The sequence below is a fragment of the Undibacterium sp. RuRC25W genome (genome assembly GCF_049339825.1).
Lineage (GTDB): Bacteria > Pseudomonadota > Gammaproteobacteria > Burkholderiales > Burkholderiaceae_D > Undibacterium.
In genome coordinates, this window is the sequence record NZ_JBMPPD010000006.1 from 43,560 (window position 1) to 60,730 (window position 17,171).

Here is a 17,171-nt window from a genome sequence, read left to right on the forward strand (position 1 = left end):
AGATAAATTTTTTTAGGTGATTCTTTACTTAAAGAAGCATCTATTACAAGTTGACATTGTTGATGCACCCAAGGCAAATCGCTATTTCCGTTACCGTGAAAGAAGACAATTTAGCTAATTGATATTGTTTTATTTATAATAATTAGAATTGAGCTAACTTATGTGTTTGTTGTGGCACGCAGATCAATCCTGTCAATTAAATGATTGTTATGCGTCAATATATTTAGGAAGCCTGTAACAAATTTGCACACAGGTTTGTCTGCCAACCGATAATGATGGATACTGCTCACCATTGCCGCAATGATCTTGCTTCGCTTTTTTCGTGTCTTCCCACCCATAGGAGAACGTATGACCACTTCGCATTTCGCAGAGCTGCTCGCTTATGCGCAAGCCCACCCTGGCCCAGCTGCTGACCGACAAGGTCCCTTTATTGCAGCCTATTTTGAAAACACCGATCCTGACGAAATCACTGCGCGTGGTCCGGCGACGTTATTTGCGCAGGCGAATGCGCACTGGCGCTTACTTGATGCGCCCAGAGCGGCGCACACGCCTAAAATTCGGGTTTTTAATCCGACGTTGGCTGAAGACGGGTTTGTCAGCGAACACACGATAGTACAAATCGTCAATGACAACATGCCGTTCTTGGTTGATTCGGTCACGATGGCGATTAACCGCACAGGACGCACGGCGCACTGGATTGTGCATCCATTGATGAGCGTGACCCGTAATGCGAAAGATGGCATTGAATCGGTTAGCACGGTTGCCGCGGCCAAAGTGGCTGGCAGAAATGATCCAGTCGAATCGCTGATCATGGTCGAATGTGATCGGATTGTCAGCCTTGCAGAACAACAAGCGTTAGCAGAAGAATTAAAACAAGTGTTGGCCGACGTGCTCAGTGCAGTGGTTGACTGGCAGGCGATGCTCGACCGTGTTCATGCGGTATGCAGCGCTTGCGAAAAACATGCTCCAGACCAAACTGGCAATGAAGGCGTGGCCTTCTTGCGCTGGCTGGAAGATCGCCACTTTACGTTCTTGGGTGCCCGCGATTACGATCTGAAGCGCGATGGCGACAAATATAGTCTGGTGGCGATTCCGGAATCCGGACTAGGTATTTTACGTGGCAAGGTGCAGACTTCCCTCGCGTATTTGCCACCAGAAGTGTTGGCGATCATGGCGTCCAATGAAACGGTGCTGGTGACAAAAGCCATGACCCGTTCGACAGTACACCGTCCTGCATGGCTCGATTATGTCGCGATCAAGCGCTATGACGATGCAGGTAACGTGATTGGCGAATCCCGTTTTATGGGGCTGTACACGTCGTCGGCTTATTCAGCGCCGGTCGATGAAATTCCACAGGTCCGTCAGCGTGTGGCGTCGGTAATGGCCGCGTCAGGTGTCGTTCCACAGAGTCATGCCGCCAAAGCACTGCAGGCGATTCTGGATGATTATCCACGTGATGAGCTGTTCCAGATTGATACGCCGACACTGACCGAACACGCCATTGGTATTCTGCGTTTGCAAGAACGTCAGCGCACGCGTTTGTTCCTGCGTCGTGATCCGTTTGGCCGTTTTACATCGGCACAAATTTTCGTGCCACGTGATCGTTACAACACCGAACTACGCGTCAAAATTGGCAATGAGCTGATGTTTGCCTTAGATGGTGAATCCATTGAGTTCACGCCAATGCTGACCGATAGTCCATTGGCACGGATTCATTATCAGGTACGAGCAAAAAATCGTGCGCCAGTCAATGTGAATCTGGGTGCGTTAGAAGGCCGTATCGCTAAGCTCGCCCAACGCTGGGAAGACGATTGCACATCTGAATTACTACGTACCCACGGTGAAGGGAATGGTTTAGCGTTAGCAAATCGTTTTTCTTCTGCATTCCCGACTGCGTATCGCGAAGATTTTTCAGCGTTGGTTGGTGCCGAAGATGCGGAGATGCTCGCCAGCCTGAATCCATTGCAGGCGATGGTCGTTAAACTGTACCGTCCGCTCGATGCTGACCATGGCATGCTGCGTTTTAAGATCTACAACACCACCAAAGTAGCGTTGTCAGATTCCTTGCCTGTGCTGGAGCACATGGGTGCGCGCGTACTGGATGAACATCCGTACCAGATCGTCAATGGCAGCGACAACTTATGGATTCATGATCTGGGCTTGCAATTGCCGCCAGACACCGATCTGTCCGCGGTCAAAGCCCGTTTTGAAACACTATTCTCGTACGCCTGGAAAGGTGACGTCGAAAGCGACGACCTCAATCGTCTAGTGCTTAATACAGCGCTGGATGCGCGTTCTATTGCGGTATTGCGTGCCTGCTCACGTTATTTCAAACAATTGGGTTTCGCTTACAGCCAGACGTATATTGAATCAGCTTTAAACAAAAATGCCGCGATCACGCAGTTGATTGCTGAGTTGTTTGGCGCCCGCTTTAAGCCTGATTTTGCGGGTGACCGTGACGTCGCTCAACAACACATCAAAGAGCAACTCGAAGCAGAGTTAGCCAATGTCGCTAGCCTCGATGAAGATCGAATCTTGCGCCAGTTCTTCGCCACGATTATGGCAACGCTGCGTACCAATTTATGGCAAACCACCGCCGATGGCAGCTTTAAACCGTATATGAGTTTTAAACTCAATCCGCGTGAAGTACCAGGCGTGCCAGAACCTAAACCGCTGTTTGAAATCTGGGTCTATTCTCCACGTGTAGAAGGCGTGCATTTACGTGGCGGTAAAGTTGCACGTGGTGGCTTACGCTGGTCTGATCGTCGTGAAGATTTCCGTACAGAGATTTTAGGACTGGTCAAAGCGCAGCAAGTCAAAAATACGGTGATTGTTCCGGTCGGTTCTAAAGGTGGTTTTGTGCTTAAAAATGCACCACCGATGAGTGACCGCGAAGCGTATCAGGCTGAGGGTGTTGCTTGCTACAAAATCTTCTTGTCGGGTTTACTCGACATTACGGACAACATCGTTAAAGGTACGGTTGTTCCGCCGACAAAAGTGATTCGTCATGACGTCGATGATCCGTATCTGGTCGTTGCTGCGGACAAAGGCACAGCAACCTTCTCAGATATCGCCAATGGCGTGTCTGCTGATTATGGCTTCTGGCTGGGGGATGCCTTCGCGTCCGGTGGTTCTGTTGGCTATGACCATAAAAAAATGGGCATCACTGCGCGCGGTGCTTGGGAGTCGGTTAAACGTCATTTCCGTTCGCTGGGTGTGAACACGCAAGACACAGCGTTCACGGTGGCGGGTATCGGTGACATGTCGGGTGACGTGTTCGGTAACGGTATGCTCTTGTCTGAACATATCAAACTGGTTGCCGCCTTTGATCACCGCCATATTTTTATTGATCCTTCACCGGATGTTGCTCTCTCGTTTGCCGAACGTCAGCGCTTGTTTAATCTGCCGCGCTCAAGCTGGGATGATTACGATAAATCGCTGATCTCAGCGGGTGGTGGTGTTTATCCACGTGGTGCTAAATCGATCAAGCTCAGTCCAGAAGCACGTGCTGTGTTGGGCATTGAAGCGGAAGAATTAACACCCGTTGAATTGCTGCGAGTCATTCTGCAAGCACCGGTTGATTTGCTCTATAACGGTGGTATCGGTACGTACGTCAAAGCGACCTTTGAAACTCATGCCCAAGTCGGTGATAAAGCCGGTGATGCGTTCCGCGTTAATGGTAACGATCTGCGTTGCAAAGTCTTGGCCGAAGGCGGCAATCTGGGTTGTACCCAAAACGGCCGGATTGAATTCGCACAAAAAGGTGGTCGTATCTACACCGATGCGATTGATAATTCTGCTGGTGTGGATTGCTCCGATCACGAAGTTAACATCAAGATTCTCGTTGGTGCGATTGTGGAGGCAGGCGATCTGACACTTAAACAACGTAATGACTTGTTAGCGTCGATGACCGATGAAGTGGGGCATTTGGTCCTGACCGATAACTACTATCAGTCGCAGGCACTAGATATTGCTGCACATCGCCCCTTATACGTACTCGATGGTCAGCAACGTCTGATGCAGTCATTAGAGAAACAAGGTCGCTTGAATCGCGCCATTGAATACCTGCCAAGCGATGATGAAATTCTGCACCGCAAAGCCCGCAAACAAGGCTTAACGGCACCAGAAGGCGCGGTCGTACTGGCGTATGCCAAGATGTCGGTGTTTGATGATCTGGTGGCAAGTAACCTGCCGGATGATCCTTTCTTTAGCCGCGCACTCAAGGCGTACTTCCCGCAAGTCTTGTCTGAGCGTTTTTCTGATGCGATTGCGCAGCACCCATTGAAGCGTGAAATCATCGCTACCTACATTACCAACACGGTCGTCAATCGTGTCGGTGCCACGTTCGTGAATTTCATCGCGTCTGAAGCTGGCGCCAATGCGGCTGATGTGATTCGGGCGTTCACTCTGGCGCGTGAGATTTTTGATCTGGAAGCCTTGTGGGATCAAATTGATATTCTCGATTACAAAGTGGCGTCTACCCTGCAACTCGATTTGTTATCGAAATTGATTGCGATCACCCAACGTGCATCGCGCTGGATCTTGCGTCTGCGTTCACAAAGCACCGACATGCCAACGCTGATACATCGTTATCAACCTGCAGCGCGTGAGTTGCGTGGCCAGCTCAATGACTGGTTACCAGCTAACGCTCGCGCCGCATGGCAACGTGAAGCCGATGTGCTGGTCAAAGCGGGCGTGGAAGCAACGCTGGCGCAGGATTTGAGTGCGCTGGAATACATCTTCCCAGCACTTGATTTGGTTGATCTGGCCGGGAGTTCGGATGCAACACTGGAACAAGTGGCACGCGCTTACTTTGGTGTTGATGATCAACTAGGCCTGAGCGGCTGGCGCACACAGATCAATCGCTTACCAACCGACACGTTGTGGCAAACACAGGCACGTGGCAGTGCCCGTGACGACGTGTACTCGATCGCAAGTCAGATTACGCGCGGTCTATTATCACGTCAGGAAGCACTGACCGACTGGCGCGCTCGCAATGCCGCGGCGATTGACCGTCTCACCGGTCTGCTGACGCTGATCAGCGCGCAAAGCGCTGACCTCGCACCGGTGTCCGTTGCATTGCGTGAGTTGCGTCATCTGGCATAAAGCTGCTAGGTTTTTACTCTGAAGCAGAAGTTAAAAATCCCTGTTCATGTCGATGAACAGGGATTTTTATTTGCGTTGGTTTTTTTAACGCTTGAATGAACCGTCGGTGTCATCGTTATCATCATGGGTGGCACGACTTCACGCAAGTTGTAATTCCCAATAGCCGACATCTATCCAACGATCAAATTTAAAACCAACTTCTTTAAAGTGCGCCACTTTTTTCATGCCGAGCTTTTCATGTAACGTAACGCTGGCTGGATTCGGTTGGGCAATACCGGCGATCACGCTATGGATTCCGCGCTGTCGTAGTGCATCAAACAGATGGTGGTAGAGGAGAGTGCCCAATCCCTTTCCTACGTATTTTTGATTCAGGTAAACAGAGGTTTCAACGGAGTAGCGATAGGCATGGCGTACACGCCACGGTGTTGCATACGCGTAGCCTGCAATCTCTCCTTCATTGTCTATAACAAACCAAGGCAGATTGCTACTGACTACTTTATTGATACGCTCAGCCATTTCCTCACTACTGACAGCGGATTCTTCAAAGCTGATGGTCGTGTCTCTGACGTACAGATTGTAAATGGCACAAATAGCGTCAGCGTCGTGTCTTGTTGCAAGGCGAAGCATCGATGAGTCTCTTATTAAAAAAATGAGATATGAATTCACCATCCTACCTCAAATTGCTGAGGTGTTCCTTTCGTCACTTTTGCTGGTTGGTGGTTGTTAATTTGGGTGCGTGAATCGTCGAATTAAGATTGTATGCCACAAGCCTCGTTCCGGTTTAGTCTTGCAGACTATGCAATGCAGTGAACCGCCGAGCAACAAACTGCATTAATCGCTATTTCTCTGATACCGTTTGTACGCTTCGAACAAGAGGAGTCCGGCGAGGATAAATGAAAAGAGGATTGCCCATACAAATATAACCGGATGCTCTGAAAAATGGATGATTGCGGCAGTACCTGATTTTCTCAGTTTGATCGAGTCAGTGGCGATGTTATAGAACGACGCAATGAGGATGATGACGCCTAACGTCGCCAACACAATCGGTGACTGTATGCGCGATCCGCCATCAGGATTATTGAAGAGTTTTTCGAAAACTGTCATAGACGCTTTGATCATCCGTTGTAAAGATCAGTCAGTTTTTTCGTTTGATTTCATCAGTATTTTAAATGCCTCTGACAGCAGAGGCATTGTTATTTTACTACACAATCACGAGGCTCAAAATTCTTCCCATTGGTCGCCATTCGCGTCTTTATTATTGGTGGGGCGATGGCTGATCTGTTGTGCCGGACGTCGGGCTGTTGTCTGGCGCGGTGCTGGCCGTGGTGTAGGCTTGACGGCGGCGGGAGCCGAGGAAGGGCGCTGTTGTAACGTGGTTCCCTCGCCAAGGTCAAAGATACTCACCGCAGCCATTAAATGACGCGCCTGCTCTTCCATGGCAGCGGCCGCAGCAGCGGCTTGTTCTACTAACGCAGCATTTTGTTGTGTAGCGTTGTCCATTTCAATGATCGCCCGATTGACCTGCTCAATGCCCGTGCTTTGCTCGCCCGTTGCCGCAGTAATTTCAGAGATAACGTCGTTCACTTTTTTGACGCTCGCTAAAATATCTTCCATCGTTTTACCGGCGGCGTCTACCAGAAGCGTTCCGTGGCCGACGTTTTCAACAGAATCATTGATCAGGGTTTTGATTTCTTTTGCTGCCAGTGCCGAACGCTGTGCCAGATTTCTGACTTCGGAAGCGACTACTGCAAAGCCTCGCCCTTGCTCACCTGCGCGTGCTGCTTCAACGGCAGCATTCAAGGCGAGAATATTGGTTTGAAAGGCGATACCATCGATGACGGAAATGATATCGACAATCTTTTGCGATGAGGCGTTAATGACTTCCATCGTTGCTACTACTTCTGCTACCACGCTGCTACCTTTGACAGCGACCTCAGAGGCGGAGCTGGCGAGTTGTCGTGCCTGTTTGGCATTATCTGCATTTTGACGAACAGTGCTTGTGAGCTCTTCCATGGTCGATGCTGTTTCTTCGAGTGAGCCAGCCTGACTTTCAGTCCGCGCAGAGAGATCTAAATTGCCCGATGCTATCTCTTTAGAGGCATCGCTGATAGTCTCTGCGCCTGTTTTAATTTGCTTAATTAGTGCGGCGATTTCGTCGCGCATTAATTTGATCGATGCTAATAGGCTGGTATCGTCATTGTCTTTGATATCGATCTTGCTGGTTAATTTGCCAGCAGCGATTTCTCTGGTCACCGCAGATGCATAGCCAAGTTCACCACCAAGTTGAACGATCAGGCTGCGCGCAATCAGGATGGAGACGACAATCAACATGGCCGTCAGCACCAAAGTGTAAGCAGAGGCGGTCAGCATGCGTGAATGGAAGGCGGCATCAACACTATCAATATAAACACCTGACGCAATGATCCATCCCCACGGAGCGAAGCCTTTGGCATACGAGACTTTAGGCACTGGTGCAGTACTGCTAGGTTTAGTCCAGGCATAAAATACGAAGCCCGCGCCTTTTGTTTTGACGACATCGAGCATTTCCATATACAACAGCGTGCCATTGGGGTCTTTAAAGTCAGCCAGATTTTTTCCATCCAATTCTGGCTTAATTGGATGCATCAACATGACGGGTTGCATGTCATTGATCCAGAAATAGCCATTGTCCCCATAGCGTAAGGCTTTTACCGTCTCCATTGCTGCCCGTTTAGCATCCGCTTCGCTCATTTGATGTTGACTGGCAAGGTCATAGTAATGTGCAATGATTTTTCGGCGGTTTCGACGGTTTGTTGTACGTTGGCCTGGCGCTCTTCCAGAATCATGTTTTTTTCTGATGCTAGAAACAATCCAGTAAGTAAGAGTATGCCAATGACTGCGTTGGCAATGAGCAATTGCAGCCGCCGGGAAATACTCAATTGTTGTAGTTTTTCAGAAATAGACATGTGATCCCCTGTTATAAAATCTTTTTAATTATTTGATAGTACAGAACCAAAATAACCGAACATTGACACGACGCAAGGCCCAACCCTGCCTCTGATAAGAACAGAGTGCTTTTCACAACAGTTTTGTATGATTGTGAAGATGGTCGCTGTATTTATGATTAAAAAATCATGATCAATATGTTTGTCCGAATAAAATTCTGCGAATAGCTGATGGAACTATTTTTATATTCGTATTATCAGCTTTTTTTACCTGTGAACAGACGCAAAAACTTGCGTCGCGAATGGCGTTGTGATGAAAAGTTTTCATCACATTTCCTACGATGCTTGATGTTGAAATCAACGACGTATTAAAGACGCATCAAGGACGTATCAACGATGCAAAGTCAAGCGACTATCCTGCCAGTTCAATACGTTGTTCAGGGGAATTGATACAATGGCGATAAATATATCGCTCACGATGTCGTTCTGAGACGGAGAAAAACCAGATCAATTGATATCTTGTCATCATTAAAAAACTGGACGTTGACTATGAATAAATTGAAATACGCGAAATTAAAACCAGTGGCCCGTTTGTGCCTGCAGATGATGTTGGCATTGCCGCTGACAACACCGCTTGCGTTTGCAGGCAATCTCACGCCGGAAGAGATCGCGGCAGTGAAAGGAAGCGGTATCGATCTTGCTGTGAAGCCGGGCCAGGACTTTAACAAGTACGCTAATGGTGCATGGGAAAAAAAAGCGATTATTCCTGAAAGTAAGTCGAGCGTTGGTCTCGATGAGATGCTGGTAGAAGAATCTGATGATGCCGTTGCGCGCGTGATCGAAAAGGCGTTACAGGCAGAAGCTGGTACACCAGCAAAGAAAATTGCTGATTTTTATCAGGCATTCTTAAATACGGACGTGATTAACGAGCGCGGATTGACGCCGTTACAACCCCGATTGGATGCCATTAGTGCGATGAGTGACAAAGCAGCACTAGCCCGTTATCTGGGACAGAATTTACGTGCCGATGTCGATCCGATTAATGCCACAAAGGTATTTACAGAGAATTTATTCGGATTATGGGTCGCGCAAGGATTCCATGACCATACCACCTATCAGGGGTATCTGATGCAGGGCGGTCTCGGTTTGCCAGACCGTGAATACTATCTGTCTAAAAGCCCCGATATGGTGAAGCTACGCGGTCAGTATCAGCAATACGTCGCGACTGTATTAACGCTGGCCCATGTCGTCAATGCGGCCGATGCTCATCGTGAAGCAAAACGGATTGTCGAACTTGAAATAAACATTGCGAAGGGCCACGCGTCACGTGCAGATACATCCGACGTGTTAAAGGCAGATCATACGTGGCGCACAGCCGATTTTAATAAAAAAGCCCCCGGTCTTGATTGGCAAACGTATTTCGCGGCCGCCGGTCTGGATCAGCAAACTGCATTCTTGATTTGGCATCCAACAGCACTCAAAGCATCGGCAAGTCTGGTTGCTTCGACGCCGCTGGAGATCTGGAAAAACTATTTACGCTTCCATGTGATTAATCAGCGCGCAGACGTGCTGCCGACGGTATTTTTCAACGAGAAGTTCAAATTTTATAGCGCTTTAGCAGGCACGTCTGTTCCTGAGCCACGCGCGAAGTATGCGATTGGTGCAACCAATGATGCACTCGGTGAAGAGATCGGTAAGCTCTACGTTGCAGATAATTTTTCATCCGAAGCGAAAGACAGAATCCGTTCTATGGTGACTAATTTGCTGGCGGCCATGAGCGATCGGATTGAGCGCAATACTTGGCTGGCAGCAAGCACCAAGCAAGAGGCGTTACTGAAAATTAAAAATACCTATGTTGGTGTTGGCTATCCCGAGAAATGGCGTGATTACTCGGCCCTGGAAGTGAAAGCGGATGATGCTTATGGCAATGCCGAGCGCTCCAGCCTGGTTGAATATCACCGCGCATTGGCTAAATTTGGCCAGTCTGTCGATGAAACTGAATGGTGCATGAATCCACAATTAGTCAATGCCGTTAACATGCCGATGCAAAACGCCATCGACTTTCCAGCAGCTTATTTGCAATCGCCAAACTTTGATCTCAATGCCAGTGATGCCACAAACTACGGCGCGCTTGGTGCCACAATCGGGCATGAAATCAGTCATAGTTTCGATAACACGGGGGCGATGTTTGATGCCAAAGGGGAATTACGTAACTGGTGGACCAAAGCCGACATGCTACGCTTCAACGCCTCTGCAAAGGCGCTCGTGGCACAGTTTAATCAGTACCGCCCATTCCCTGATCTCGCAATCAAAGGTCAGCAAACCTTGGGTGAAAATATTGCGGATCTGGTCGGCCTGATGGCGGCGTTTGATGCCTATCATGCAGCGATGAAGCAAAAAGGCCAAGCGCCAACTGTCGATACCGACAAGGAATTTTTCATGGCGTTTGCGAAGTCTTTCCGTAGCAAAATGCGCGATGAAGTCTTGCGTACCGTCATCATTACCAACGAGCATGCCCCATCGTCATATCGTGTACAAACTGTGCGCAATCTGGACGCGTGGTACAAGGCGTTCGATGTCAAACCTGGTGATGCGCTGTATCTGGACTTAAAAAACCGCGTCAAGATCTGGTAAATCTATTCTCTCTATTCTCGGCCTTTGCGGGCGATTGAAACTCAACCTACTCCTGTTATTTGGTCACAAAAAACATCGCCGGACAAGATAGCTCATAATAGGGGCTATCTTGTCCGGCTTTATTTTTTTGGAGGGCCGGCATTCTTCACCGGAGGTGATTGCACCATGACACGACTTTCTATTCTTGACCTTGCCCCAATCCCGCAAGGAAGCACCGCTGCCCAATCGTTTAAAAATTCATTACAGTTGGCACAACATGCTGAAGCCCTCGGCTACCATCGTTTCTGGCTCGCGGAGCATCACGGCATGCCGGGCATCGCCAGCGCCGCGACATCCGTATTGGTCGGGCATGTCGCTGGCGGTACGAAGACCATTCGTGTAGGTTCTGGAGGCATAATGTTGCCAAATCATTCCCCGTTAGTGATAGCCGAGCAATTTGGTACCCTAGAATCACTTTTTCCGGGACGGATTGATTTAGGTCTGGGACGTGCACCTGGCTCTGACCAGCGCACGGCGCGCGCGTTGCGCCGCAATCTACATTCGGATGCCGATGAATTTCCGCGTGATGTGCAGGAGCTTTTGGATTATTTTTCTGACGAACCACAATCGCCAGTCCGTGCTGTTCCTGGTACCGGATTGCATGTGCCTGTCTGGATTCTGGGTTCTAGTTTATATGGTGCGCAGTTAGCCGCGGCATTTGGCTTGCCGTATGCGTTTGCATCGCATTTTGCACCACAAGAGCTGATGCAGGCAATTGAGATTTATCGCAATACATTCCGTCCTTCAGCGTATTTGGACAAACCGTATGTCATGCTGGGGTTTAATGTTTTTGCTGCCGAGACGGACGAGCGTGCGTTTTTTTTGGCGAGTTCAGCACAGCAAGCCTTCATTAATTTGCGTAGTGGCAGACCCGCAAAAATCCCGCCACCGATCAAGAACTTTTTACAGCAGATCAGTGAAGGCGAACGCTTCATGTTAAATCAGATTCTTGCCTGTTCGGCGATCGGTGCACCTGAAACGGTGGCCGAGCAGCTACACGCGTTTATTGCCAAAACCGGTGCTGACGAATTAATGATTGCTTCCAATATTTTTGATCACGATGCGCGTTTGCAATCGTATCAGATCGCGATGAATGTCTTTCAGCCACGACCTAGCCAACTGATCTGAATCGGTCCGCGTTCCGAAAAAAAACCCGCAAATTTTCATTTGCGGGTATCAAATGCCAGAGAGCGTGGTTGGGTAGGTCTCTCCGGCGGGAGGGCTTGTGACGATTAAATTACTTCTGAATTAGCTGCATTGAGATTCACTTTCTGTGCTTTTCGCCCACGACCTGTGACCAACGCCACCAACTGCAACATAGAGCGGTAGATAAAGCGCAGCATCAGCAAGGTGCACACCACTTCGAGCATCGTCATGGCAAAGCCAACGACCGCGTTATAGCGGATGATACGGTCGCGTATTTTCTGCATCATGTTTTCACGGGCAATTTCAATACTGTCATAGAACGTTGGTACGACGAGCAACGTCAGCAACGTTGAAGTGATCGTACCGCCAATAATCGCAATTGCTAATGGACGGTAGAATTCACCACCTTCACCCAGACCCAATGCGACCGGCATCATCCCCGCGATCAGTGCAAAGGTCGTCATCAAAATCGGGCGCAAACGGACGCGACCTGCTTGCATCAACGCATCCTCACGTTCCATGCCTTCAGCTTCATTTTTACGGGCAGCATCGAGCAACAGAATCGCATTTTTCGCCACCAGACCCATCAACATAATCACCCCGATCAGACTCATCAGATTGATTGTGCTGCCAGTAACTAATAATGCTAGTACCACACCGATTAGGGACAAAGGTAAGGACAGCATCACACCGATAGGTGCTGTGAATGAGCCAAACTGCATGACCAGGATCAGGTACATCAGACCGATACCCGATAACAAGGCAATCGCCATTGCCCCAAATACTTCTTCCTGATCTTGTCCCGATCCTGCAATCGCCAGACCATAGCCGGGCGGATAATCAAACGATTCCGCCAGTTTTTTGGCTTCAGCAATCACTTCGCCGTTCGAACGACCCTGAACGTTGGCAGAGACGGTAATCGTACGCTTGCCTTTGTTGTGCTCGATACCGGATGGGCCTTTACCCATACTGATCGTCGCAATCTGATCCAGCGGTACCATTTGATTGGTGCCACTGATGGCGATTGGCAAGCGTTCAATATTCTCTTTGCTCACGCGGTCGTCCGGATGTAAGCGTACTGCGACGTCGCGTGTCTCGCCTGTTGGATCAACCCAGTCACCGACTTCGATACCAGCAAAGGCGACACGTAAGGCTTGTGCTGCATCGTTAGAAGAAATCCCCATCGAATTAGCTAAACCACGATTGAGTTCAATCTTCAGTTCTTTTTTCGGATCTTGTTGCGACAGACCAATATCAACGGCGCCTGGTACGTTATGGAGTTTTTCCATAAAGGCAGCGGTAATTTCTAGCAATTTGCGCGAGTCAGGGCCAGTAAATTCAATCTGTACTGGCTTTTGTGCGCCGTTGTTCAGATCGTCTAACACGACGTATTCAGCACCCACCAACGACTTAATTTTGTCGCGTAACTCGACGGCAATTTCTTTAGCGCCGCGCTTACGTTCAGTGCGTTTGCCGATATCCACATAAATACGGCCACCGGCTGGGTTGATATTGCTATTGGTTTCTTTGACTTCTTTGATGCTACGGGCAATCTCAGCAGCGCGTTCCATTTTCAGCTTCGCATATTCCAGCGAAGAAGAAGCAGGGGTGCGGACTTCGATCATCAGGTTGCCAGAATCGGTTGGTGGCAAGAAGCTGGTGCCCCCCCACTTTGCCTGTAAGCCCAATGCAGTGACCAAACTGATGACGGCAATCGCCCCCATCCAGCGACGATGATGCAAGGCCCAGGCAATCACGCGGCCATAACGGTCTGCTTGATGATCAAACCAGTCATTAAAACGCGCCAATACTTTACTGATACCTGTTTTTGGTGCGTGGTGATGGTCTACCGGATCACCCCAATATGCCGATAACATAGGATCGAGCGTAAATGAGATACCAAGACTGACCAGCACGGAACAAGTGACTGTCAACGCAAACGGACGGAACCATTCACCTGGCATGCCTGGCATGAACGCCACTGGAATAAATACCGCAATGATGGAGAAGGTGGTGGCTGCCACGGCCATCCCGATTTCAGCCGTACCTTCTAGTGCTGCTTTGCGACGGTCGGAACCCATTTGCATGTGACGGACAATATTCTCCCGCACCACAATCGCGTCATCAATCAACACGCCAATTGCCAGCGACAAGCCGAGTAGTGTCATGAAGTTCAGCGTGAAGCCGCACAACCAGACTGCAATAAAGGCTGCGATGACAGAGGTCGGCAGACTGAGTGCGGTAATCAACGTAGAACGCCAGGAATTCAGAAATGCATACACCACAAAAATGGTCAGGCAGGCACCGAGCACTAGAGAGTCGACGACATTATTGAGACTATTTTGTGCTTCTTTACCCCCATCCCGGGTGACCTCAAGTTTTGTACCCGGGTGATTTTTGTCAAAATCTTTATTAATCTCATCGACGAGCTTATGCACTTCTTTTGCCACAGATACCGTACTTGCATCGCGCGATTGGGTGACCTGAATACCGACGTTTGGTTTGCCGCTTCGGATTGATAAACCGTTGATGTCAGCAAAACTATCGTCAATTGTCGCTACTTGCGCGAGTCTGACGATCTGGTTGCCATTGCGCTTGACTACAATCTGTTGGAACTCTTCCGGGGATTCGATACGACCAACCAAACGGATGCTCTCTTCTTCCAGATCACCTCTGAGTTTACCCACTGGTGCATTGCTGTTTTGATTGCGCAAGGCGTTGACGACGTCACTGATGGAGACGTTATATTCACGCAGTTTTTCTGCCCGCACCAACACCGACAACTCGCGTTTCAATGAGCCATTAACAATCACGGTCGAGACACCAGGAACACCCCGTAATTTGTCGGCCAGTGTGTCTTCTGCCAGCCGTGAGATTTCAGCATGGGTCAGCTTACTTGAGGAGAGCGCCATATTCAGAATCGGTTGCGCAGAAGGATCCCAGCGCTGAATCACGGGTTCGCGCATCTCCGTCGGCATCTTATAGCGTACGCTGGAAATGACATTACGCACTTCATCTGATGCTTCAATCATGTTCTTCTTGAAGTTGAACATGATATCGAATCGAGCGACACCTTCATTGGCTGACGCATTGAGCTCCGTGACACCTTGGACGCTCATTAAGGATTTTTCCAGTCGATTGATGACATCGCGTTCTACGGTATCGGGAGAGGCACCCGGATAAGTGATAATGACCGATAGGCCGGGTACTGACACATCCGGATTTTGGTTCACCCGTAATTTACTCAACGCCAGCAAGCCCATCGCCATGAGCGCGATGATCATGACAATCGTCGCGATAGGCCGTTTAATACTGAAATCGGATAAAAACATAATTAGTTTCCTTCAGTACGGTTAGTAGAAGAGGCCGCGACTTTCGTGGCTGCCATTTCTACTTCCTGCTCGTCTTTTAAGTTTGAACTTGGGCTACGCATGACCAGGTCGCCTGACGCCAGACCATGACGGATTTCAACATTGCCCGTACGTTGATCGCGTTTCCCAAGGACCAAGTCGACTTTTTTCAGGTTTTTGCCAACGATTTGCCATGCGTAAGATTTATCGCCAGCTTTCACGATCGCGCCTTCTGGCAGTGTCAGTGCATCGACGGTCGTCGATTCGATATTGCCTTCTGCATAGAGGCCAGCCACTTTGGGTTGATTGCTATCGGCAAAGCTGACTAGTACCTCGACTTGTCGTGTCACATCATTTGCTGCTGGATCAACGCGTGTCACTTTGCCGTGGAAATCTTGATTAGCGTAACCGTTGACACGAAAAACTACCGCCTGCCCAACTTTCACTTGAGAAATTCTGTCTGCAGACACATTGCCGATAAAACGCATGCTGCTTGGGTCAATGACTTTGACTAATTCTTTGCCTAGGGACGCCGTATCACCGGCAGATACTTTGCGCTCGCTGACGACGCCATCGAATGGTGCTCGCACTACCGTGCGTTGCAATTGCTGGCGGGCCGTTGTCGCACGGGCTTTGGACGCTGATAATTCACTCCGTGCCGCATCGACTTTGACTTCAGCATCGTCTAACGCCTGCAGAGAGGCCATTCCGGAGGCGCGCAGGGTTTTCAAGCGTTGTTGGGCGCGGTCTGCTTGCTCGAGTGACAGCGTCACGCTGCGCACGTTGTCTTCAGCAGAATTGAGGTTGTCGCGGATCGCAGTTTCATCGAGTCGGACGAGAATGTCGCCGCGTTTGACGACGTCACCATTCTCCTTTAATACCTGCAAAACGATGGCCTGAACTTCTGATCTCAGGTCGGCTTTGCGTTCTGGTTGGATCGAGCCCGTGACGACGGGGCCAGAAACCATGGCGTTTACCCCAATTTTGATAGTGTCTTCGGGCGCGATCAATAACTTGATTGCTTTTTCTTTTTTATCAGCACTATTTTTTTCCGCAGCACTCGTGGTGCTGGAAGCTGCCGTCTTTTCTGGTTCTTTATTATTGTTACAAGCAGCCAAGGTCGAGGCAATGGCGATGGCTATCAATGTTTTACGTAACATGGCGGGTCTCTTACGCTATAGAAATAATCGGGACTTCAGGGATGGTGCAGTATTCCGCACTGTGGCATCTAAGACAAGTGTCAAAGACTTAAGTTGCGTTTATTGATGGATGAAACGTATTTATTTGAGGATGAACTGCAGAACCGATGCGACCTGTGCCATGGCTAAGGATTGGGTGACCAGTTTTTTGAGGGCGTTACTTCAGATCTTTAGACGCTGACGATACAGGGCGTGGGAATAAACCGCGGGAAGGGTGTTCCTGACGGTTATCAGTGGCTTGCAATTTAGTCAACAGGCCATCAGTGGCGTCGTCGATATAGTCCAGCACAAGATCAAAACTGTCGCCGTCTTCGTAGTAAGGGTCTGGTATTTCGGTCGCGTTCGTGTGCTGGGCATAGTCCATGAGCAACCCTAGTTTATGCCGGTACGCTTCTGGACAGGCGGCTTCCAGCAAAGCAAGGTTGTGTCTGTCCATGGCCAGGATGAGATCAAATTTCTCAAAATCATTCGCTTTGACCTGACGAGCACGTTGCTTGCTCAGATCGTAGCCGCGCTTTAACGCATGTGACTGCGCCCGCGGATCGGGTGCTTCGCCAACATGATTGAGGTACATGCCAGCCGAATCAATGATCACATTATCTGCTAAACCGCGCGCGTGTATCTTCGCCTGAAAGACGCCTTCAGCGGTAGGTGAGCGGCATATATTGCCCATACATACAAACAGAATAGAAGTCACTTTGGGAGATGTCATCAGTGTAATTGATGGGAAGAATAGCAGGGTGATGCAATAAGAAGAAGCCACATGGTACGCG

The 17,171-nt window shown here is 49.3% G+C and carries 10 protein-coding genes; 3 read left to right on the forward strand and 7 right to left on the reverse strand.

Annotated features, from left to right (window positions below; genetic code table 11):
- The first annotated feature begins 348 nt into the window (after positions 1-348).
- Complete coding sequence (locus ACO0KV_RS04665) at positions 349-5,106, forward strand: NAD-glutamate dehydrogenase (protein WP_423040384.1); 4,758 nt, start codon at positions 349-351, stop codon at positions 5,104-5,106.
- A 138-nt stretch (positions 5,107-5,244) separates the two neighbouring features.
- Here the strand turns inward: ACO0KV_RS04665 and ACO0KV_RS04670 are convergent, their stop codons facing one another.
- The 4 genes from ACO0KV_RS04670 to ACO0KV_RS04685 form a co-directional block, all read right to left on the reverse strand.
- Complete coding sequence (locus ACO0KV_RS04670) at positions 5,245-5,733, reverse strand: arsinothricin resistance N-acetyltransferase ArsN1 family B (RefSeq protein ID WP_423040386.1); 489 nt, start codon at positions 5,731-5,733, stop codon at positions 5,245-5,247.
- 204 nt (positions 5,734-5,937) lie between these two features.
- Positions 5,938-6,210, reverse strand: a complete 273-nt coding sequence (locus ACO0KV_RS04675) for a hypothetical protein (protein ID WP_423040388.1) — start codon at positions 6,208-6,210, stop codon at positions 5,938-5,940.
- Between the two features lie 114 nt (positions 6,211-6,324).
- Positions 6,325-7,836, reverse strand: coding sequence for a methyl-accepting chemotaxis protein (locus ACO0KV_RS04680; RefSeq protein WP_423040390.1), 1,512 nt, complete (start codon positions 7,834-7,836; stop codon positions 6,325-6,327).
- Complete coding sequence (locus ACO0KV_RS04685) at positions 7,833-8,051, reverse strand: hypothetical protein (protein WP_423040392.1); 219 nt, start codon at positions 8,049-8,051, stop codon at positions 7,833-7,835. The genes ACO0KV_RS04680 and ACO0KV_RS04685 overlap by 4 nt, the downstream gene beginning before the upstream one ends.
- Before the next feature lie 528 nt (positions 8,052-8,579).
- Here ACO0KV_RS04685 and ACO0KV_RS04690 point away from each other — a divergent pair.
- Together ACO0KV_RS04690 and ACO0KV_RS04695 are read left to right on the forward strand one after the other, a co-directional pair.
- Complete coding sequence (locus tag ACO0KV_RS04690; RefSeq protein ID WP_423040394.1) at positions 8,580-10,664, forward strand: M13 family metallopeptidase; 2,085 nt, start codon at positions 8,580-8,582, stop codon at positions 10,662-10,664.
- A gap of 165 nt (positions 10,665-10,829) precedes the next feature.
- Positions 10,830-11,831, forward strand: coding sequence for an LLM class flavin-dependent oxidoreductase (locus tag ACO0KV_RS04695; RefSeq protein WP_423040396.1), 1,002 nt, complete (start codon positions 10,830-10,832; stop codon positions 11,829-11,831).
- A gap of 104 nt (positions 11,832-11,935) precedes the next feature.
- Here the strand turns inward: ACO0KV_RS04695 and ACO0KV_RS04700 are convergent, their stop codons facing one another.
- The 3 genes from ACO0KV_RS04700 to ACO0KV_RS04710 all read right to left on the reverse strand — a co-directional run bounded on the left by ACO0KV_RS04700 (position 11,936) and on the right by ACO0KV_RS04710 (position 17,110).
- On the reverse strand, positions 11,936-15,181 hold the full coding sequence (locus tag ACO0KV_RS04700; protein WP_423040398.1) for an efflux RND transporter permease subunit: 3,246 nt from the start codon (positions 15,179-15,181) through the stop codon (positions 11,936-11,938).
- A gap of 2 nt (positions 15,182-15,183) precedes the next feature.
- The gene (locus ACO0KV_RS04705) at positions 15,184-16,359 is read right to left on the reverse strand and encodes an efflux RND transporter periplasmic adaptor subunit (RefSeq protein ID WP_423040400.1); all 1,176 of its coding nucleotides are present in this window, start codon (positions 16,357-16,359) and stop codon (positions 15,184-15,186) included.
- A 196-nt stretch (positions 16,360-16,555) separates the two neighbouring features.
- Positions 16,556-17,110, reverse strand: a complete 555-nt coding sequence (locus tag ACO0KV_RS04710) for a low molecular weight protein-tyrosine-phosphatase (protein ID WP_423040402.1) — start codon at positions 17,108-17,110, stop codon at positions 16,556-16,558.
- Positions 17,111-17,171: the final 61 nt, after the last annotated feature.